This is a genomic window from Clostridioides sp. GD02404, from assembly GCF_045898275.1.
Lineage (GTDB): Bacteria > Bacillota > Clostridia > Peptostreptococcales > Peptostreptococcaceae > Clostridioides > Clostridioides difficile_A.
In genome coordinates this window covers 14,718-35,084 of record NZ_JBJOCA010000017.1, presented here as the reverse complement: position 1 = coordinate 35,084, position 20,367 = coordinate 14,718, and the positions used below count along the sequence as shown (strand labels likewise).

The window sequence follows — 20,367 nt, the reverse complement described above, 5'->3', positions numbered from 1 at the left end:
TTGTTGCTAAGACAATATAACTAAAGGTTTTAAAGGAGGAGTTTGATAATGGAGTGCTTAACAATAAAAGAGTTAGTACTTGCAACTAATGGGAAGTTAATATATGGAGATTATAATGACTGTGTAAGTGATATAGTTATAGATAGCAGGGAAGCAAATGCCCAAAATGCATTTGTAGCCATAGTTGGAGAAAATTTAGATGGGCATACATTTATGAAGTCTGCATATGATAGTGAATGCAAAACTTTTATAAAAAGTGAAAGTAATGGAATAAAATTAGAAAGTTCGGATATAAATTTAATAGAGGTAAAAGATACATCTTTAGCTCTAGGAGATATCTCAAGATATTATAAAGAAAAATTTAATATTCCATTTATAGGTGTTACAGGTAGCGTAGGAAAAACTACGACTAGAGATATGATATATTCTGCTATATCCGCAAAACTAAACATATTAAAAAATGAAAAGAACTTAAATAATCATTTTGGAGTTCCATTGACTTTATTTAATCTAAATAAAGAACATGAGTGTGCTGTAATAGAGATGGGAATGTCTGGATTTAATGAAATAAAATATTTAGTAGATATAGTAAATCCCAAAATTGCAGTAATATCAAACATAGGATTATCACATGTAGAAAAACTAGGTTCACAAGAAGGTATTTTAAAAGCAAAGATGGAAATCACTTCTAATTTTGATGAAACAAATACTTTAATTGTAAATGGAGATGATAAGTTTTTATCTACATTAAGAGAAAAAGAACATGTGTATAAACTAAAAACATTTGGATTCAACAAAAACAATGATATTTATTGTGAAAGTTATACTATGGAAGAAGATAGTCTTACATTTATATGCGTTATAGATGGAAAAAAAGAGGAAATATTTATACCAACAATAGGAGAACATAATATATATAATGCTATGTCTGCAATATTGGTTGGAATGTGTCTAAATATTTCTTTAGATTATATAAAAAAAGGTTTAAAAAATTTTAAAGGGACAAAAATGAGACTAGACATAATAAAGAATGAAAAATTAACAATAATTAATGATTCATATAATGCTAGTCCAGATTCTATGGATGCTGCTTTAAAGATACTTGGAAGATATAAAGGTAGAAGGGTAGCAATACTTGGAGATATATTAGAAATGGGTGAAATTTCAGAGTATGGTCATAGATTAGTAGGAAAATCATCTATGAATAATACTGATGTTATAATAACTATAGGTGAAAATTCAGTGTTTATTGGAGAAGAGGCAAAACAATTAGGATTTGATACAGCCAATATATATCACTTTGAGAATAGAGAAGAAGTACTTAACAAGTTAGATGAATTAGTAAAAACAGGAGACACTATTTTAGTAAAAGGCTCAAGAGGCATGAGATTAGAAAAAATAGTCGAATATCTAAATAAATAAGCTTAAACTAATGAGTTGATTGACAAGGGAGAGGAGTTTTACGATGTTAGGAATAACAGAGCTTACGTACACCGCATTGATTGCGTTTTTAATAGTAATTATAATAGGACCAATATTTATACCAATGCTTAGAAAATTTAAATTTGGTCAGACGGTTAGAGATGATGGACCTCAAACACATCTAGCAAAAAATGGAACACCTACTATGGGTGGAATTATAATGATAGTGGCAATTCTAATAACTGGACTTACAAGAGTAAAAGTTAGTCATGATATGGCAGTAGGTCTTATATGTATTGCAGGTTTTGGTTTTATTGGTTTTTTAGATGACTTTATAAAAATAAAGTTAAAAAGATCACTTGGATTAAAAGCATATCAAAAAATAATCCTTCAAGTTGCATTATCTTTTTATGTTGCTTTTTATCAGTATACATCATCATCAAGTGCTTCACAACTTATGATACCATTTACAGATTTTGTAATAAATGTTGGAATATTATATATACCAATAATGATGTTTATAATCGTAGCAATAGTAAATGCTGTGAATTTAACTGATGGATTAGATGGATTGGCATCAGGAGTAACTTTAATAGTTTCTGTATTTTTTATGCTATTTGCAAGTTCTATTGCTGGAAACACAGAAGTTGCAGTTTTAGCAGCAGCAACTGTTGGAGCATGTTTAGGCTTTTTAGGATTTAATTCATATCCAGCGAGGGTATTTATGGGAGATACGGGTTCAATGGCACTAGGTGGTGCAGTTGTAGCATTTTCAGTTCTAACAAATTCAGTGCTTATAATACCTATAATTGGAGGAATTTACTTTGCAGAAGCTCTATCAGTTTTAATTCAAGTTGGATATTTTAAAGCGACAAGAAAGAGATTCTTTAAGATGGCTCCAATACACCATCATTTTGAACAATGTGGTTGGCCAGAGACAAGGGTTGTATTCGTTTTTTGGATTATCACAGTTGTTTTGGCTTGGATAAGTATAATAGCAGTATTTTAGAGGTCTAGGGGGAATTAAAAATGAACTTAAAAGGAAAAAAAGTTTTATTAGTAGGACTTGCGAAAACTGGCATATCTACAATTAAACATTTAGATAAATTAGGTGCAAGTATAATAGTGAATGATATTAAAGATGAAAATAAATTGAAAAACATACTTGATGAATTGAAATCTATAAATGACATAGAATACATATTAGGACATCATCCAGAGGATGTAGATAACATAGATATGGTAGTAGTATCTCCAGGAGTACCACTAGACCTTCCATTTATCTTGAAATTAAAAAATTCAGGCAAGTATATAATTGGTGAAGTAGAATTAGCTTTTAAATTATCAAATAATCCAACTTTTATAGGGATTACAGGTACAAATGGTAAGACAACTACAACTAGCCTGGTAGGAGAAATTTTTTCGAGAGCAAAAAGAGATACATATGTAGTTGGTAATATAGGAAATCCTGTAATAGATACTATAGAAACTTCAAATGAAGAGTCTGTGCTTGTAACTGAACTAAGCAGTTTTCAACTTGAGAGCATAGATGAATTTAGACCTAAAGTAAGTGCTATATTAAATATTACAGAAGACCATTTAAACAGACATCACACTATGGAAAAATATATAGAAGCAAAAGCAAATATATTTATGAATCAAACTGCTGAGGATTTTTGCATATTAAATTATGATGATGAGATAGTAAAAGGTCTGGCTGACAAATGTAATGCTAAAGTAATTTACTTTTCGAGAACTCAAAAAGTAAATGGAGGAGTATATTTAGAAAATAATGACATAATAATAGATATAGATGATAAAATCAAGTTTCTAAATAAAGATGATGTAAGTTTACCTGGAGGTCATAACTTAGAAAACTGTATGGCAGCTATAGCAATAGCGTATGTCTGTAATGTTGACTTAGAAGTCATAAAGGATGTATTGATGACATTTAAAGGAGTTGAACACAGACAGGAATTTGTAAGAGACTTAAACAATGTAATATATGTAAATGATTCAAAAGGAACTAATCCAGACTCTACTATAAAAGCTGTTCAGTCTTACAATAGACCTATAATACTTATAGCAGGAGGAATGGATAAAGGCAGTAATTTTGATGAACTTTTTGAAACTGCAAAGTCATATGTTAAATCAGTAGTCTTGTTAGGAGAAACTGCATCAAAGATAGAAAATTGTGCCAAAAATAAAGGATTTAATGACATACATATAGTAAAAGATATGGAAGAAGCAGTTAAGACTTCTCATGAGATTTCAAAAAGTGGAGATATAGTGCTTCTTTCACCAGCTTGTGCAAGTTGGGATATGTATGAAAGTTTTGAAGTAAGAGGAAAAGACTTCAAAGATAATGTAAACAATTTAAAATAATCTCTTACCTCTAAACTTACTTAAATGGAAGAATGGAGGTATATTAGTTGGATGCCTAAAGAAAATTTGAAAAAACAAATTGACATAAGGATGAAGACTGAATTTGATGGAGTAGTATTTTATACTACTATGCTTTTAGTATTTGTAGGAATAGTTATGGTGTTTAGTGCAAGTTTTATACAATCTTCATTTAAACACAATGATGCGTACTATTTTCTAAAAAAGAATGTAATATATGCTATACTTGGGTTTATAGTTATGATTATTACATCAAGGATAGATTATAGTTTTTGGAAGAAAAATGCTACAGCAATTGGAGCTATAGCAGTAGTATTATTATTGTTAGTTCTAACCCCTTTAGGGATAGAAGCAAACGGAGCAAAAAGATGGCTAGGAATAGGTGCTTTAACATTTCAGCCTGCAGAAATAGCTAAGTTTGCTACAATAATATTAACTGCAAAATTAATTGAGAAAAATTATGATAAGATAAAATCTTTGACAAAAGGTGTTGTACCACTTCTCGTAGTTCCAGGGATATTTTTTGCGTTGATAATACTTCAGCCAAATCTATCAACAGCAGGTACTGTAATTCTAGTTACATTTGTAATGATATTTGTTGCTGGGATGGATATGAAAATTGTATTTGCTATGATTGGAAGTGGGGCTGCTTTATTTGCTGCATTAGTAATTGCTGAACCTTATAGGCTTAGCCGTGTTACATCGTTTTTAGATCCTTTCCAAGACCCTCTTGGTAAGGGGTATCAGGTAATACAAGGTTTATATGCACTTGGTTCAGGTGGATTGTTTGGTCTAGGCTTAGGAAAGAGTAAACAAAAGTATTTTTATATACCAGAGCCACAAAATGACTTTATATTTGCTATAATAGGAGAAGAGTTAGGATTGATTGGTTGTATAATAGTTATTATGCTATTTGTAGCCTTAGTCTACAGATGTGTAAGAATAGCTTTGAAGACTTCTAATGTATTTGCTTGTATGGTTGTCATAGGTATAGGGGCACAAATTGGAATACAAGCAGCTTTAAATATAGCAGTTGCAACATCATCAATGCCAGCTACAGGTGTAGCACTACCATTTATAAGTTATGGGGGAACCTCGCTCACCATCTTTATGGGAGCTATAGGTATAGTGTTAAACATCTCAAAGCATGTCAAAATTAATTAACAGGAGATGATGATTTGATGAAAGTTTTATTATCAGGCGGTGGAACTGGAGGGCACGTGTATCCAGCTATAGCTATTGCTAACAAAATAAGAGATGAGCATCCAGACGCTGAGATAATTTTTGTTGGGACGGAAAAAGGAATAGAATCAGAAATAGTTCCTAAGTATGGATTTGAATTAAAGACTGTAACAGTACAAGGATTTAAGCGAAAAATAGACTTCGATAATGTAAAAAGAGTTTTTAAGCTTTTTAAAGGTTTAGAACAATCAAGAAAGATTGTTAAGAAATTTAAACCAGATGTAGTTATAGGAACTGGTGGATATGTTAGTGGACCTGTTTTATTTAATGCATCTATGGGAAAAATACCAGCTATAATACATGAGCAAAATTCTTTTCCTGGTGTAACTAATAAGATTCTATCTAAAACAGTTACAAAGGTACTTACAAGTTTTGAAGATTCACATAAAAGATTTCCAGAGACAGCAGAAGATAAATTAGTTTTTACAGGAAATCCAGTTAGAAAAGAAATTTTATTATCAAGAAAAAATATTGCAAGAAAGAATCTTGCAATAAGTGAAGAAAAAAGAATGGTTCTTTGCTATGGTGGTAGTGGAGGCTCAAGAAAAATAAATGATGCAATGAGACTTGTGATAAAGAACATGGTGAATGAAGATATAGCTTTTATATTTGCAACAGGGAAAAGCTATTATGATGAGTTTATGGAAAGTATCAGTGATGTAAATCTTAAGCCATACCAAAAGGTTGTACCTTACTTAGAAGATATGGCAAATGCACTTGCAGCAAGCGATTTAGTTATAGGTAGTGCAGGAGCAATTTCATTAGCTGAAATAACTGCTCTTGGAAAACCATCTATAATAATACCTAAAGCATATACTGCTGAAAATCATCAAGAGTATAATGCTAAAAGTATAGAAAAGCAAGGTGCAGGAATTGCGATTTTAGAAAAAAATCTAACTCCAGAGAGCTTAAATACAGCAGTATTTAAACTTTTAGGAGATAGAGAACTTTTAGTTGATATGGCAAATGCAAGCAAAACTATAGGGAAACCAGAAGCCATAGACCTTATATACGATGAGATAATAAAAGTATATAATTCAACACAAAAGTCCTCATCTAAAAAAACAAAAAAAGAAAAAGTTGCTGAAGAAGTAAAAGAAATAAAAAAAGAAGCAACTCCAAGTATAGAAGGTCAGGCTAAAGTGATAGGAATAAAGAAAAGGTAAATCAATATTTACCCCTAATTTATAATATATTAGATTTTCTAAATTATTATAAATTAGGGGTTTATTTGTATGTACACAAATTTAAAGGTATGAAATGTATATAGTATTTTGTATTTATTTTGATGAAGTATTGATTTATTTATATTTATTTATATTTTATTTAGATGTTTTGTAATAAAATGAAAAAATTTGACTTTAAATATTATAATTTTCTTGTAGGAAAAATAAGCTCTAAAGGTGTATTTATTAACCAAAGGGGTTGATTATATTTGAAAAAGAAAAGGAAGCTAAATACGAATAATGTCATGATAGTTTTAGTCTTTATACTTATGCTATCTTTTGGGATATGTATGATTGTAAAAAGTGATTTATTTGATGTAAAGAAAATAGATGTAATAGGAAATAAGAGAGTGACTAAATCAAATATAATGAAAGAACTAAATATAAATACACATGAAAACATCTTTGCATATAATTTTAAAGATATGAAAAATGAACTTATGAAAAATCCATATATAGAAAATGTAGAAATAAAAAGAAAATTTCCAAATAAAATAATTATAAGTTTAAAAGAAAAAGAAATATTTGCAGTATTAAAGAATGTAGACAATTATTGTTATATAGATAAGAAAGGTAACTTGTTAGAGGAACTTAGAGGTTCTAATGAAAGTAAAAAAGATTTAATAGTAGATGTTGATTATAGTGTTGATGATGATAAAACAATAAAATTTAAAAATTATAAAACTAAAGAGAACGTATTTAAAACTTTAAATTCTTTAAAAGAAGAAGGACTTTATAGAAAAATAAATTATGTAAACTTAAGAAAAGAAAGCAATGTAGATATGCTTACAAGAAGTAATATAAAAATCTTACTTTCTAATGATGATAACTTAGATTATAATATATCTAGGGTAAGTAAAATTCTGATTGACCTGCAAAATAAAAATACAAAAGGAGGGACTATAAATCTCAATTATGGAAAATTAGCTGTGTATAGTCCTGAAGGATAGACAATTGTAAGGAAGTGATATATTGAAAAGAAGATTTATAAATAAAAGCATAGTCATAGGAAGTATTGTATTGGGTGTTCTTGTTAGTTTACAACTTAAAATTATTAATATAGAAAATAGAGGTATGACAACTTTTAAAAGAGGAGAACAACTTACAGAAGAACTCAAATCTCTAAAAAAAGAAAAAGAGGATTTACAGTCAGAAATTAATAGTGTGAAGAAAGATATAGAGACTTATAGAGGTAAAAATGACGAAGGAGAGCAAGATATACTTAAGTCAGAAATAGAAAAATATGAGACATTGGCTGGATATACAGACGTTGAAGGAAAAGGTATAAAAGTTGAGATAAATTCTGCAAAAGACTTGGGAAGTTCTGATAAAAACGATAGTATATTATATAATTATGATTTATTACTATCAATGATAAATAAATTAAATTCAGCACAAGCAAGTGCTATATCTATAAACGGACAGAGAATAGTTTCTAATACATACATGTATTTAAAAGAGGATAAGCTTTACATGAATGACACTGTCATAAAAGAACCAATTATAATAAAGGCAATTGGTGATTCTGATACATTAGCTTCTGCACTTAATATAAAATATGGTATTGTCTGGGAAATAGAAACGTATTATAATGCTAAGGTAAAAGTAAGTAAGGAAGAAAATGTAGAAATAGATGGCCATGGTGATATAAACAAAGTGGAGAGGAAATAATAGTATGAAAAAGAAAATGATTATATTAGGAGCGTTCATATTAGGCATTTTCATATCAACTTATATAAAGTCACTAGACCCAAATAAAGTGTATATAACATTGAGTCAGACTGAAAATATTGAAAGTGAGATAGAAAATACGAAGAAAGAAATAAAACATTTAAAAGAAGTACTTAAAAGTAACAAAAAAACTTTAAATGAATATAAGGAAGCAAAAGAGAATGGAAATGAATCTATCCAAACACTTATGAAAAAAGAGCTTGAGGAAGTTAAAGAATTAAGTGGTTATTCAACTGTTACAGGGCCAGGTATAACTGTCACTATGAAAGATAGTGATAGAGAGTTAAAAGATGGGCAGAATCCAAATGACTTGATTATACATGATATTGATATTTTAAGAGTTTTAAATGATTTAAAAAAAGCTGGTGCGAAAGCAATTTCTATAAATGGAGAAAGAGTACTATCAACTAGTAAGATAAAATGTTCAGGAGCCACTATTACAGTAAATGATACTACATATGGACAACCATTTATAATAAAAGCTATAGGCGATATAGATTTATTGAGTGCTGCTATAAATTCTCCAGAATCATATGCTAAGTCTCTTAAAGAGATATATGGAATCAACATAAAAATACTGGAAAATAATGGTAATAAAGTGGATTTATTCGCAAAATAAAGCGAAAAATATAAAAAAATAAAGAAAAAATAAGAAAATTTAATAAAAAGGATTGTAATATACTTGCGTTTCAAAGTAAAATAAAGAGGTGAGGATTTATGATATGGGTTTTAGGAGGATTAGCATTTGGTGTAGTAGTAGGTTACTACATTCCATTTACATATTCTATGGATTATTCCATATATATGTCAGTAGCTATTCTTGCAATAATGGATTCTATTTTTGGAGCGATAAAATCCAGTTTTGAAGATAACTATGACAATGTAATTTTTGTTACTGGTTTCATAGGGAATGCTATATTAGCTATATTATTGACTTATATAGGAGAAAAATTAGGTGTTTCTCTTTATTATGTTGCTGTATTGGTTTTTGGTATGAGATTATTTAATAATTTATCCATAATTAGACGTTATGTTGTTAGCGATATTATGAATAAAAAACGTAGAAATTAAAGAGCATTTGATATATATGTAAATTATTTTATACTCAAGAGTAATATTTGACAATATAAGTAAGAAAATTAAAAAGGAAAATTTACGTTTTTGTGGAATATGTTACTTAAAGGTTAACAAAATAAAAGAAGAAAATGATATAATTAATACATACGATAACTTTGAATCATGAGAGAAGGGGGTTTATGATGCTAAACTTTGACGTAGAATTAGAAGAATGTGCACAAATTAAAGTAATAGGTGTAGGTGGCGGTGGAAACAATGCTGTCAATAGAATGGTAGAAGCGCAATTAAAAGGCGTTGAATTTATATCAGTAAATACAGATAAACAAGCTTTATATACATCAAAAGCTGAATATAAAGTTCAAATAGGAGAAAAATTAACTAGAGGACTTGGTGCAGGAGCAAATCCAGAAGTAGGAAAAAGGGCTGCTGAGGAGAGTAAAGACGAAATAGTAAAATTGCTTCAAGGAGCCGACATGGTCTTTGTTACAGCTGGAATGGGCGGTGGTACTGGTACAGGAGCTGCTCCAGTAGTTGCAGGCTTAGCAAAAGAAATGGGTATACTTACAGTAGGTGTAGTTACAAAACCTTTTGCATTTGAAGGTAAGATAAGAATGAAGAATGCTGAAGGTGGAATAGCAGAACTTAAGTCAAAAGTTGATACTCTTATAACAATACCAAATGATAGACTTTTACAGATAGTACAAAAAAATACTTCAATGCTAGATGCTTTTGCAGTTGCAGATGATGTATTAAAACAAGGTATACAATCAATTTCTGACCTTATAGCAGTTGAAGGTTTAATAAACTTAGACTTCGCAGACGTTACTACTATAATGAAAGATAAAGGTCTTGCTCATATGGGTATAGGTAGTGCTAGTGGTGAGACTAGAGCAATAGATGCTGCTAGACAAGCTATTCAATCTCCACTTCTAGAAACATCAATACAAGGAGCTAAGGGAGTTCTTCTTAATGTTACTGGTGGACCTAACTTAGGATTATTTGAAGTTAATGAAGCATCTACTTTAGTTATGGAATCCTGTGACCCAGAGGCGAATGTTATATTTGGTGCTTCTATAAAAGAAGATTTAGGTGATGAAATAATGATTACAGTAATCGCAACAGGATTTGAAGGATTACAAAGTGGTGTATTAGACTTAGACACTAAACCTAAGTCAAGCATACGTTCTTCATTGAACACAACAGTAAAACAAGCTGTAAAAGAAATTGAAGAAGAAGTAATTGTTGAAGAAAAAATAGAAGCTCCTAAAAAAGCAAGTATAATTGAAGAAGACGATGATGAGAGCATGGAAATACCTACATTCCTAAGAAGAAGAAGATAATATGGAAATTTATAAAGAAGTCAGTAGACTTCTTTTTATTTTGCCTAATTTAATCTCCTAAAGCATAAAAATACATTTCAATATTTTGAAATGTAAAAGAAGTTTTTTAATAAATGAATAAAAACAACACATATAGAAAAAAATGATAGTTATAAGAGTTAGTATAGTTTTTTATGATTAGACAAGGGTAGTCTTATTTGTTAATATTAAATCTGAATTAAATTGTAAATATTTGAGGAAAAAGACAAATTAAAGTCTGAAAGGGGATTAAGCATGATTAAGCTAAAAAAAATTCTTTCTTTAGTGATGGTAAGTGTTCTATCAGTATCAATTCTTGCTGGGTGTTCAAAAAAAGAAGATTCTAAGGGTAAAGATGGTAAAGAAAAATTAGTTGTGTGGTCTGCACCATTGACAGACCATGATGCAGATGCATGGAAACCAATATTAGAGAAATTTGAAAAGGAAAATAATTGTGAAATTGAATTCCAAATAGTTCCATGGGATAACTATGCAGAAAAATATGCAACTGCAATAAGTGCAGGTGAAGGACCAGACATAGGATACATGTATGCAGAGATGTTTCCTCAATTTATAGAAATGGGTGCAGTTGAAGATTTGACACCTTATCTAGAAAAATCAGGAACTTCAGATAATTACCTATACTTGGATAATGCAAAAATGATGGGTGGTATTTATGGATTACCTATAGAAGCTGCTAATCCAGGAGTACTATACTATAATAAAGATATACTAGAAAAATTAGGAGAGAAACCTCCAAAAACATGGGAAGATTTTAAAAGAATATGTGAAAAAGCAACAAAAGATACTGATGGAGATGGAAAAATCGACCAGTGGGGTCTTGCACAAGGTTGGGGTTCTAAAGTATTTGGAAGCTTAAACTGGAACTGGTATCCTTATTTATGGCAAGCTGGTGGAGATATATATAATGATGATTTAAAATCAGTTAAATTTAATAATGCAGAAGGTTTAAAAGCTGCAAACTTTATAAATGATATGAAAAAATATATACCAGACAATGCTTTATCAAAAGATAGTAATGAAATGGTTGAAAGTGTATTTGGACCAGGAAAAGCTGCATTTACTATAATGTTATCTTCTGCTGCTACAAGTACTTTTGATAAATCGTTTCCAGATTTAAACTGGGGATATGTAACTTCATTAGAAGACAAGACAGTTGGTAGTTTTGCTTCAGTGGATGATTTAACATTAATGTCAGCATGTAAAAATAAAGAACTTGGATTTAAACTTCTTGAGTATATGTTAAGCAAAGAATCAATGGAAGCATTCCATAAAGAAATACCAAGAGCTCCAGTTGCAAAAGGTGAAAAATATCAAGGAGACCCAAGATTTGAAGAAATGGTAACAAAAGATAAAGATATGTATAGACCATTGACTGTTGGGCCTCATGGAGTAGAGATATATGAATACTTATGGAAACAACTTCAAATGATGATAGCTGGAGATATAACTCCAGAACAAGCACTAGATGATTCTGCAAAATATGCAAACGGATTATTAGCACAATAATATAAATTTGAATTTATAGACTATGTAATTTGATTTTATACAAGTAAAAAATTTACTTGATATATTATTAAATTACATAGTCTTTTTTTATAAAAATATACCCCAAAAAGAACTAATAACTTCTACCTAGATATATTAGATTCTACAAAAAAGCTTATTTGTTTGATACTAAAAAAATATCTTTTGGCGACATAAAGTATAAGACATATATCATTGTTACTTTTAAATAGAATTTGTTTTGGATTCGACCATCAAAAGTGACATAAAATTTTGTACATACTATCTTATAATATGTTTAAAGGTTTTAAGGGGGGATACATGGTGTATATTGAGTACTATGTTATAGAAAACCTAGTAATAAATTATATTATTATAAGTTGTACTTCTATTCTCACTAAAAAATACAATCCTAAAAAAAATAAGTTATTGGGGGCTAGTTTAGGAGGTGCCTATTCTGTTGCTTATTTGTATCCATCAATGAACATATTATTCACAGTACCATTCAAAATAATAATTATGAGTATAATAACTTTAATTTCATTTAGAAGTAAGAGTAAAAAAGATTATATTCATGTAGCATTAGTTTTTTATCTAGTAAACATTTTTATTTCTGGAAGCACTTATTTTATAATTTATTTTACAGGAATAAGTCATTTAAAAATATCTTTCTTAATTGCATGTACTTATGTAAGTTGTGAACTATTAAAGTATATTTATAAAGACTTGAAAATGCTTAAATACATCAAGGAACTTACAAAGACTATAAATATAAACTTGTTAGAAAAAAGTTTTTGTTGTAAAGCCTTAGTGGACAGTGGGAATTTATTAAAAGACCCAATAAGTCAAAGTGATGTAATAATAGTTAAGTCAAGTGTGTTAGAAGGGTTTATTCCAGAAAATCTATTAAATATTGACTATGAAGATATAGATATGAAGAAAGCACAAGAGATTATAGGGAGTCTAGATGATAAAACTTCAGGCAGGGTTAGGATAATACCTTATAAACATGCTGGAAGTAATAAGACAAGCATCATAATAGGTTTAAAAGCTGATTATGTAGAAGTAGATGAGCAGAAGATAGGAAATATAATACTTGGTATCTCAAATTTTAATGATAGAGAATATGGAGCAATAATGAATCCAAATATATTGCCTGGATTTTAGGTGAAAATTTAAGGGGGACAAGGAATGTTACGATTGAAAGAAAGAATTATAAGCTTTATTACTATGTTAGGTATTAAATTAAAAATAATAAAGCCAAAAGGAATATATTATATGGGAGGAGCGAATATACTTCCTCCTCCATTAAAACCAGAAGAAGAAATGGAAGTTTTACAAAAACTAGAAACAGATGAAAGTGTAAAATCAATTTTGATAGAAAGAAATCTAAGATTAGTGGTCTACATATCGAGAAAATTTGAAAATACAGGTATAGATGTGGAAGACTTGATTTCTATAGGAACTATAGGTTTGATAAAAGCAGTGAATACTTTTAAACTAAACAAAAATATAAAATTGGCAACTTATGCTTCAAGATGTATAGAAAATGAAATATTAATGTACTTAAGAAAAAATAATAAAAAGAAAACAGAGGTATCATTTGACGAACCTTTAAATATAGATTTGGATGGAAATGAACTCTTGTTATCTGATGTTTTGGGTACAGAAAATGATGAAATATACAAAATAATCGAAGAAGAAATAGATAGAGATTTATTAGTTATGGCACTTGACAGATTAAGTGACAGAGAAAAGCAAATTATGGAATTAAGATTTGGTCTTATAGATAAAGGTATCGAAAAAACACAAAAAGAAGTTGCTGGAATGCTTGGAATATCTCAGTCTTACATATCTAGACTTGAAAAGAAAATAATTTCAAGGTTACAGAAAGAAATGAAAAAATTTGTATAATGCTAAATTAATTCTTCTTAAAAAGTATAAAAAAATTGGAAATGTAAATAATTTCAATAGATGAATACTTTTGAGAGAGGACTGAAAATGTATGCAAATTAATAAGGTTGAAATATGTGGTGTTAATACATCGGAACTTCCAGTTCTTAAAAATAAGCAAATGAAGGAACTTTTATTAAAAATAAAAAGTGGTGACGAAGAAGCTAGACAACAATTTGTAAGAGGGAATTTAAGATTAGTCTTGAGTGTAATAAAAAAGTTTAACAACAGAGGAGAAAACATAGACGATTTATTTCAAATAGGTTGTATTGGTCTTATAAAAGCTATAGATAACTTTGATTTAAGTCAAAATGTAAGGTTTTCAACTTATGCTGTTCCTATGATTATAGGAGAAATCAGAAGATATCTAAGAGACAATAACCCAATTAGAGTGAGTAGGTCATTAAAAGATATAGCATATAAGGCACTACAAGTTAGAGAAAGATTAATTAGAACAAATTCTAAAGAACCTACAGTATCAGAAATAGCAAAAGAATTAGAATTAGAAGTTGAGTCAGTTGTAATGGCACTAGATGCCATACAAGACCCTATATCTCTATTTGACCCAGTATATCAAGATAATGGAGATGCAATATTTGTTATGGACCAAGTTCAAGACAAAAAAGATACTGATGAAAATTGGTTGCAAGAAATATCACTTAAAGAAGCTATTAAAAAATTAAATAGTAGAGAGAAGTTGGTATTAGATTTAAGGTTTTATAAAGGAAGAACACAGATAGAAGTTGCTGATGAAATCGGTATATCTCAAGCACAAGTATCAAGAATTGAAAAAAATGCTTTAAAAAATATGAGAAAGTATGTATAAGTAATCCCTGGACTGTAAACATTATTTTAAATTTAAATGACCTATATAGGTCATTTTTTTTTACTCCAATACATATTTATTTTTAAAGAAAGGGTGAGTATAATATGATTAGAGTTTCTGATATAATGGAAAAAGAAATTATAAATGTAAAAAATGGAAAAAGGATGGGATTTATAATAGACATAGATATGGATATTCATGAGGGAAAGGTAGTCTCATTTACCATCTTTGGAGATGGAAGTAGAAATTTTTTTTCAAGAGGAGGGGATGAAGAAGTTATATTTTGGAATGATATACTTAAAATAGGTTGTGATACAATAATAGTAAATATAGGTTCAGAGTTAAGCTTAGATGAATTTGAGATATAGTAGTTAAAACAAAGGAGGAATATATATGCAATGTCCTTATTGTAATTATAAAGAATCAAAGGTAATAGATTCTAGACATACAGATTTAAAATCTATCAGAAGAAGACGTGAATGTGAATCGTGTAAAAAGAGATTCACTACTTATGAGAAAATAGAAACAACTCCTTTAATGGTTATTAAAAAGGATAATAGTAGAGAGTATTTTGATAGAGAAAAGATAAAGTATGGGTTATTAAAAGCATGTGAAAAAAGACCTGTATCAATAGAAGATATTGAGAGTGTAGTTGTACATATTGAAAATGAAATAAATAAATGTTTTATAGAAGAAATTGAAACCAAAAGAATTGGTGAGATGGTAATGGACAAATTGAAAGACTTAGATGAAGTAGCTTATGTAAGATTTGCTTCTGTTTATAGACAATTTAAAGATATAAATACTTTTGTAAATGAGCTTAAAAGTATACTAATAGAAAAAGGAGACAAATGATGAAAGATTATATAAATATAAAAAATGTACAAGATATTAAAGAGTATGTTGATTTAAATGGTAACTGTAAAGAACTTGACGAAAAGTTAAATTCTATAAATCTAGTTATAACATGTAAGAATATAGATGCAAAAAGTAAAGAAGATATGTTAAAAGTATGTAAAGAATGTGATTTAAAATTTGAAAACCTAACTAGTAATTCTCAAATACATTCAGATATAGTTAACATAGTAAATAAAGATACTATAGGAAAGAGAATAGATGGAGATGCACTTATAACAAACTTAGAGAGAGTACCTCTTTTATTATTTACAGCAGATTGTGTACCTATGTCAATCATAGATGCTAAAAATAAAGCCATAGGACTGGCTCATGCAGGTTGGAGAGGTACTTTTAGTAATATAGGTCATAAAACAATTAAATTAATGTCTGAATGTTATAAAACAGTTCCTGAAGATTTAGTTTGTATAATTGGTCCATCAATTGGACCTTGTTGTTATGAAGTATCTGAGGATTTGGTAGAAAAATTTAACACAATTCTTACAAATAATGATGAAAAGTTCTATATAATAAAAGAAGGAAGTTACTATTTAGATTTATGGAAAATTAATGAATATATGCTGAGATGTAGTGGAGTGAAAAAGGAGAATATAATAAATTTAAATTTATGCACTAGTTGTAGAGCAGATGAATTCCACTCTTATAGAAAACATAATAAGGCATCAGAACGAATAGGAACGGTACTACAGATAAAATAGAGAGGAGCTTTTTAATGAATACTAAAGTGCTTGTTATAGACGATGAAATGCATATAGTTGAGCTATTAAAATTCAATTTGGAGGTGTCAAATTACGAAGTTAGTTATTCATATGATGGATTTGATGGATTTATAAAAGCTAAGGAAATTAAACCAGATTTAATACTTTTAGATTGGATGCTACCAAATATAAGTGGAATAGAAGTTTTGAGAAAAATAAGAAGTGATAAAGATTTAAAAAATATTCCTGTTATAATGCTTACTGCTAAAAATATGGAAAATGACAAGGTCGAAGGACTTGAAATAGGTGCTGATGACTATATAACTAAGCCATTTAGTATAAAGGAGTTGTTAGCTAGAATTAGTTCTGTGTTAAGAAGGTATAACTTGACTAGCTTAGGTGAAGAAAATAATATACTTACGACAGGTAATTTAAAATTAGATTTATCAAAGCATGAGGTCACTAAAGGTTCTGAAAAGATAGAGTTAACACTTAAAGAATTTGAATTGTTAAAATTATTAATTCAAAATAAAGGTAAAGTACTTTCAAGAAATTATCTTTTAGATAAAATATGGGGGTATGAATACTATGGAGAAACTAGAACAGTAGATGTCCATATAAGATATTTAAGAAAAAAAATAGAAGATGAAGATAAGTCAGAAAAGTATATAGAGACTATAAGAGGTGTTGGATATAAAATAGATTAAAAAGGTTATATTTTAGGAGTGTTATCTTGTGGAAGAATTAAATAGCATATATTTTTTTATTGTTATGTTATCAATAGCTATTGTGATATTATCTGTAAGATATACAATAACATTAAGAAAATATTTAAAAGAATTTATATATGTTTCAAAAAAAGTAAGTAATAATGAATACCATGCTAGACTTAACATATCAGCTAAAGGAGAGCTTGGAGAATTAGCCAGAAATTTTAATCATATGATAAAAAATATGGATAAAACATTAGAAGAAGTACAGTATAAACATCTACAGTTAAGGTCTATATTAAAGAGTATATCGCATGGAATTTTAGCTATAGATGTAAATGGAAATATACTTCTTATAAATGATGAAGCAAAAGAAATGATAAAAAGCGAACCAAATCAATTGGTAGAAGGACACAATATTAATGTTGTAATAAAAGAAGAAGAAATATTAAAGCAAATACTTAGATTTATTGGTTCTAAAGATAATGAAACTGCAAATATTACGACTAAAGACGATATAGTATATAAAATAAAAGTAGACCCAGTGTATCTTCAAAACACCAATAATGTAATAATAGGTTCTATAGTAAACATAGAAGATATTACTAAAAAAGTTAAGCTTGAAAATATGAGAAGTGATTTTGTCGCAAATGTAAGTCATGAACTTAAAACACCTCTAACATCTATAAGTGGATTTGTTGAAACACTAAAGTCAAATGAAAACATAGATGTAAATACTAGAAATAGATTCTTGGAAATAATAGAAAGTGAATCAGATAGATTAAAAAGATTGATTGATGATATATTATTATTATCATTCGTAGAAAATAAAGATACCCTTCTTATGGAAAATGTTGTGGTATATGATGTATTTAAAGAAGTATATGAAATAACACAACATTCAGCTAGAGAAAAAAATATAGAAGTCCTATATAAATGTGATGACAAATCAATAAGCATATTATCTAATAGAGATTATATAAAACAAGTATTTTTAAACTTAGTTGATAATGCTATAAAATACACTCAGGATAATGGGATTGTACAAGTTGTAGTTTTAAAAGATGAAGAAAAAATAGTAATTAAGGTTATAGATAATGGTGTAGGTATACCAAAAGAAGATGTAGAACGTATCTTTGAGCGATTCTATAGAGTAGATAAAGCAAGAAGTAGGGACGTAGGAGGAACGGGTTTAGGATTGGCTATAACTAAGCATATAGTTAAATCGCTAAATGGATGTATAAAAGTCAAAAGTGAGCTTGGTATTGGTAGTGAATTTATTGTTACAATACTACAAAAAAATTTCCTTAAATAGAAGGAAATTTTTTTTGTTTTTTGCACAAACTATATAAGAGAAGGAGCTGAGAAAATGGAAGAAAGTTTATTGAATGCAAATTTATTTAGACACTCTTTTATAGTTGCATTAGTTGTAGGAGTATTATGTAGAGGATTAGTTTTAAGAGTTACAGACAAACAGTACCCATCAAGACCACAAGATTATTTAGAACAGATAATAATATCAGGGCTTTCAGCTTCATTAGGTGCGATAGCATTGCCTGCACTTATAGATAAAGAGTTTTCAGCATTGACTTTTTTTGCAGTAGCAATACAACAATTTCAAGGACTTGCAGAACAAGAAAGAATAACATTAAAGAATATCGATAATGAAGAATTAGTTCCAAAAGGAGATGCTTATGTTGAAGAAATAGCCTCTACCTATGAATCTAGAAGTTATATAAGTCTCTTTTCTGCATTAGTATCTTCTATAGTTTATATTGTTTTTGCAAGAAAGTATGACCTTAGCTTTTTTTATTGTACAGTATTAGCTATTGTATCAGGAGCTCTTGTTGGTTTAATTTTTAGAAGGTTTTTAAGAAGAAATAGTATAGCAGACATAGCAGATATAGTTCCTGCAAAAATAAGCTTTGAAGGGCCTATTTTAACAGTAAATGGAGTAATAATAACTAATATAGGTCTAGAAAGTACAAGAGAAAAATATAAAAATGAATGCCTAGCTATAGAGGTTATACCAAGAGACTTAGGTGCATTTGGAATAGTAAATGATGTAGGGCAAAGACAAGCTATAATACATAATCTATTTATTCATATGGGTATAGATAAAGATGTAGATGAGGTTGATATTGTGGCTATATCTAAGACTAATCTAGAAAAAAGTACTGTGGTTATACCATATATGCCAATACTCAAAGATATAGATGTCATGATAGATGTAGTAAAGAGTACACCTATTATAGAAACATCAAAAGGGAAACAGAGTGATTTTTCTAGGAAGACTTTGTAGATTTACATGTAAAATTTTAGAATAAATATTTTAGGAGTGATTTAATGGATAGAGTATTTTTTGTTGCTGTTATTATTGGTATGACATCCAGAATTATAATGTTAAATTTAGACCAAAAACAGTACCCAACACAACCAAACGTTTTGCTATCTCAGCTTATATTAGCATTTGTCGCTTCTTCATTAGGAGCGTTATTAGTTCCAGCTCTTATAAATCGTTCTTATACATCTATAACATTTTTATCTCTAGCAGCAGAACAATTTAGACAAGTAAGAGCTAATAGAAGGAATACATTACAAAACTTAGAGGAAGTTCAACTTGTAAAGAGAGGCGCTGCATTTATAGAAGAGATAGCTAGAACTTATGAAGCAAGAAATTATATGTGTATAGTTACATCCTTTTTAACAATAGGATTGTATTATGTAATACTTGCAGAAACAAAGATAAGTGAAGGCGTAAGTTTGATAATAAGTTCGGTTTGTGGATTAGTATTAGCCTTTATACTAAAAAAACTCCTTACTAGAAAAAGTATTGGAGATATAGCTGATGTAATGCCTGCTGAGATTAGTTTTGTGAATGAGTCGATATTGAAGGTAGGAGATTTAAAAGGGATAACAAATATAGGTCTAAAAAGTGATAGAGAAGTATATATTAATAGAGGTGTAGGAATACAAATAATTCCTAAAAATAAAGATTATGCTAATGCTGGAATATTATTTGATTCAGGTCAAAGACAAGCAATAGTATACAATATATATTCAAGGTTAGGTTTATATGGAGATTATGGAGAACCTTCATTTGTACCATTACCTAGAAGAAATAAGGATGATGAAAGTATAATGATTGCTTATTTACCAATAGATAAGAATGTAGAAAAAGTAATGGAAGCTGTAAAGTCATGTCCAATACTTTCAAGTTCTAAAGGTAAAAACTTATCCCTAAAAAATTATAAAATAGGAAAGAAAGGAAGTGCATAA

General features: G+C 28.9%; 21 protein-coding genes. All 21 read left to right on the top strand.

The features are described from left to right. Positions 1–48 precede the first annotated feature (48 nt). The 21 genes from murF (at position 49) to Q3287_RS11380 (ending at position 20,367) form a co-directional block, all read left to right on the top strand. The gene (gene murF, locus Q3287_RS11480) at positions 49–1,422 is read left to right on the top strand and encodes a UDP-N-acetylmuramoyl-tripeptide--D-alanyl-D-alanine ligase (protein ID WP_407964108.1); all 1,374 of its coding nucleotides are present in this window, start codon (positions 49–51) and stop codon (positions 1,420–1,422) included. A gap of 43 nt (positions 1,423–1,465) precedes the next feature. Beyond that, positions 1,466–2,431, top strand: coding sequence for a phospho-N-acetylmuramoyl-pentapeptide-transferase (mraY, locus tag Q3287_RS11475; protein WP_021385460.1), 966 nt, complete (start codon positions 1,466–1,468; stop codon positions 2,429–2,431). A 20-nt stretch (positions 2,432–2,451) separates the two neighbouring features. Further along, the gene (gene murD, locus Q3287_RS11470) at positions 2,452–3,807 is read left to right on the top strand and encodes a UDP-N-acetylmuramoyl-L-alanine--D-glutamate ligase (protein ID WP_284182173.1); all 1,356 of its coding nucleotides are present in this window, start codon (positions 2,452–2,454) and stop codon (positions 3,805–3,807) included. A gap of 51 nt (positions 3,808–3,858) precedes the next feature. Next, positions 3,859–4,989, top strand: coding sequence for a stage V sporulation protein E (gene spoVE, locus Q3287_RS11465; protein ID WP_021385452.1), 1,131 nt, complete (start codon positions 3,859–3,861; stop codon positions 4,987–4,989). A 17-nt stretch (positions 4,990–5,006) separates the two neighbouring features. Further along, on the top strand, positions 5,007–6,233 hold the full coding sequence (gene murG, locus Q3287_RS11460) for an undecaprenyldiphospho-muramoylpentapeptide beta-N-acetylglucosaminyltransferase (protein WP_054271222.1): 1,227 nt from the start codon (positions 5,007–5,009) through the stop codon (positions 6,231–6,233). Positions 6,234–6,502: 269 nt separating this feature from the next. Further along, positions 6,503–7,243, top strand: a complete 741-nt coding sequence (locus Q3287_RS11455; RefSeq protein WP_054271221.1) for a cell division protein FtsQ/DivIB — start codon at positions 6,503–6,505, stop codon at positions 7,241–7,243. Between the two features lie 22 nt (positions 7,244–7,265). After that, entirely contained in the window at positions 7,266–7,964 is a 699-nt protein-coding gene (locus Q3287_RS11450) for a DUF881 domain-containing protein (RefSeq protein WP_054271220.1), read from the top strand. A gap of 4 nt (positions 7,965–7,968) precedes the next feature. Then, entirely contained in the window at positions 7,969–8,643 is a 675-nt protein-coding gene (locus tag Q3287_RS11445; RefSeq protein WP_054271219.1) for a DUF881 domain-containing protein, read from the top strand. A 98-nt stretch (positions 8,644–8,741) separates the two neighbouring features. Then, positions 8,742–9,095, top strand: coding sequence for a small basic family protein (locus Q3287_RS11440; RefSeq protein WP_054271218.1), 354 nt, complete (start codon positions 8,742–8,744; stop codon positions 9,093–9,095). Between the two features lie 188 nt (positions 9,096–9,283). Continuing rightward, positions 9,284–10,441, top strand: a complete 1,158-nt coding sequence (ftsZ, locus tag Q3287_RS11435) for a cell division protein FtsZ (RefSeq protein WP_054271217.1) — start codon at positions 9,284–9,286, stop codon at positions 10,439–10,441. Positions 10,442–10,714: 273 nt separating this feature from the next. After that, positions 10,715–11,989, top strand: a complete 1,275-nt coding sequence (locus Q3287_RS11430; RefSeq protein WP_054271216.1) for a sugar ABC transporter substrate-binding protein — start codon at positions 10,715–10,717, stop codon at positions 11,987–11,989. A gap of 318 nt (positions 11,990–12,307) precedes the next feature. Further along, positions 12,308–13,153: a sigma-E processing peptidase SpoIIGA gene (locus tag Q3287_RS11425; protein ID WP_079740395.1), complete on the top strand. Its 846-nt coding sequence runs from the start codon at positions 12,308–12,310 to the stop codon at positions 13,151–13,153. Between the two features lie 24 nt (positions 13,154–13,177). Beyond that, positions 13,178–13,900, top strand: a complete 723-nt coding sequence (gene sigE / locus Q3287_RS11420) for an RNA polymerase sporulation sigma factor SigE (protein WP_054271215.1) — start codon at positions 13,178–13,180, stop codon at positions 13,898–13,900. Between the two features lie 91 nt (positions 13,901–13,991). Then, the gene (sigG, locus tag Q3287_RS11415; RefSeq protein WP_054271214.1) at positions 13,992–14,765 is read left to right on the top strand and encodes an RNA polymerase sporulation sigma factor SigG; all 774 of its coding nucleotides are present in this window, start codon (positions 13,992–13,994) and stop codon (positions 14,763–14,765) included. Positions 14,766–14,869: 104 nt separating this feature from the next. Beyond that, positions 14,870–15,133, top strand: a complete 264-nt coding sequence (locus Q3287_RS11410) for a YlmC/YmxH family sporulation protein (RefSeq protein ID WP_054271213.1) — start codon at positions 14,870–14,872, stop codon at positions 15,131–15,133. Between the two features lie 25 nt (positions 15,134–15,158). After that, positions 15,159–15,620 carry a transcriptional regulator NrdR gene (gene nrdR, locus Q3287_RS11405; RefSeq protein WP_054271212.1) on the top strand — a complete coding sequence of 154 codons (462 nt, stop codon included), beginning with the start codon at positions 15,159–15,161 and terminating at the stop codon, positions 15,618–15,620. After that, entirely contained in the window at positions 15,617–16,378 is a 762-nt protein-coding gene (gene pgeF, locus Q3287_RS11400; RefSeq protein ID WP_407964107.1) for a peptidoglycan editing factor PgeF, read from the top strand. The genes nrdR and pgeF overlap by 4 nt, the downstream gene beginning before the upstream one ends. 14 nt (positions 16,379–16,392) lie before the next feature. Further along, positions 16,393–17,085 (top strand): winged helix-turn-helix domain-containing protein, encoded by a 693-nt coding sequence (locus Q3287_RS11395; RefSeq protein WP_003416112.1) that lies wholly within the window; start codon positions 16,393–16,395, stop codon positions 17,083–17,085. 28 nt (positions 17,086–17,113) lie between these two features. Next, positions 17,114–18,403 (top strand): HAMP domain-containing sensor histidine kinase, encoded by a 1,290-nt coding sequence (locus Q3287_RS11390; RefSeq protein ID WP_054271210.1) that lies wholly within the window; start codon positions 17,114–17,116, stop codon positions 18,401–18,403. A gap of 54 nt (positions 18,404–18,457) precedes the next feature. Continuing rightward, complete coding sequence (locus tag Q3287_RS11385; protein WP_054271209.1) at positions 18,458–19,390, top strand: YIEGIA family protein; 933 nt, start codon at positions 18,458–18,460, stop codon at positions 19,388–19,390. 44 nt (positions 19,391–19,434) lie between these two features. Further along, complete coding sequence (locus Q3287_RS11380) at positions 19,435–20,367, top strand: YIEGIA family protein (RefSeq protein WP_407964106.1); 933 nt, start codon at positions 19,435–19,437, stop codon at positions 20,365–20,367.

Coding starts and splice junctions, on each gene's coding strand:
- murF (WP_407964108.1), top strand. CDS start 49: ATGGAGTGCTTAACAATAAAAGAGTTAGTACTTGCAACTAATGGGAAG.
- mraY (WP_021385460.1), top strand. CDS start 1,466: ATGTTAGGAATAACAGAGCTTACGTACACCGCATTGATTGCGTTTTTA.
- murD (WP_284182173.1), top strand. CDS start 2,452: ATGAACTTAAAAGGAAAAAAAGTTTTATTAGTAGGACTTGCGAAAACT.
- spoVE (WP_021385452.1), top strand. CDS start 3,859: ATGCCTAAAGAAAATTTGAAAAAACAAATTGACATAAGGATGAAGACT.
- murG (WP_054271222.1), top strand. CDS start 5,007: ATGAAAGTTTTATTATCAGGCGGTGGAACTGGAGGGCACGTGTATCCA.
- Q3287_RS11445 (WP_054271219.1), top strand. CDS start 7,969: ATGAAAAAGAAAATGATTATATTAGGAGCGTTCATATTAGGCATTTTC.
- Q3287_RS11440 (WP_054271218.1), top strand. CDS start 8,742: ATGATATGGGTTTTAGGAGGATTAGCATTTGGTGTAGTAGTAGGTTAC.
- ftsZ (WP_054271217.1), top strand. CDS start 9,284: ATGCTAAACTTTGACGTAGAATTAGAAGAATGTGCACAAATTAAAGTA.
- Q3287_RS11430 (WP_054271216.1), top strand. CDS start 10,715: ATGATTAAGCTAAAAAAAATTCTTTCTTTAGTGATGGTAAGTGTTCTA.
- Q3287_RS11425 (WP_079740395.1), top strand. CDS start 12,308: ATGGTGTATATTGAGTACTATGTTATAGAAAACCTAGTAATAAATTAT.
- sigE (WP_054271215.1), top strand. CDS start 13,178: ATGTTACGATTGAAAGAAAGAATTATAAGCTTTATTACTATGTTAGGT.
- sigG (WP_054271214.1), top strand. CDS start 13,992: ATGCAAATTAATAAGGTTGAAATATGTGGTGTTAATACATCGGAACTT.
- Q3287_RS11410 (WP_054271213.1), top strand. CDS start 14,870: ATGATTAGAGTTTCTGATATAATGGAAAAAGAAATTATAAATGTAAAA.
- nrdR (WP_054271212.1), top strand. CDS start 15,159: ATGCAATGTCCTTATTGTAATTATAAAGAATCAAAGGTAATAGATTCT.
- pgeF (WP_407964107.1), top strand. CDS start 15,617: ATGATGAAAGATTATATAAATATAAAAAATGTACAAGATATTAAAGAG.
- Q3287_RS11395 (WP_003416112.1), top strand. CDS start 16,393: ATGAATACTAAAGTGCTTGTTATAGACGATGAAATGCATATAGTTGAG.
- Q3287_RS11385 (WP_054271209.1), top strand. CDS start 18,458: ATGGAAGAAAGTTTATTGAATGCAAATTTATTTAGACACTCTTTTATA.
- Q3287_RS11380 (WP_407964106.1), top strand. CDS start 19,435: ATGGATAGAGTATTTTTTGTTGCTGTTATTATTGGTATGACATCCAGA.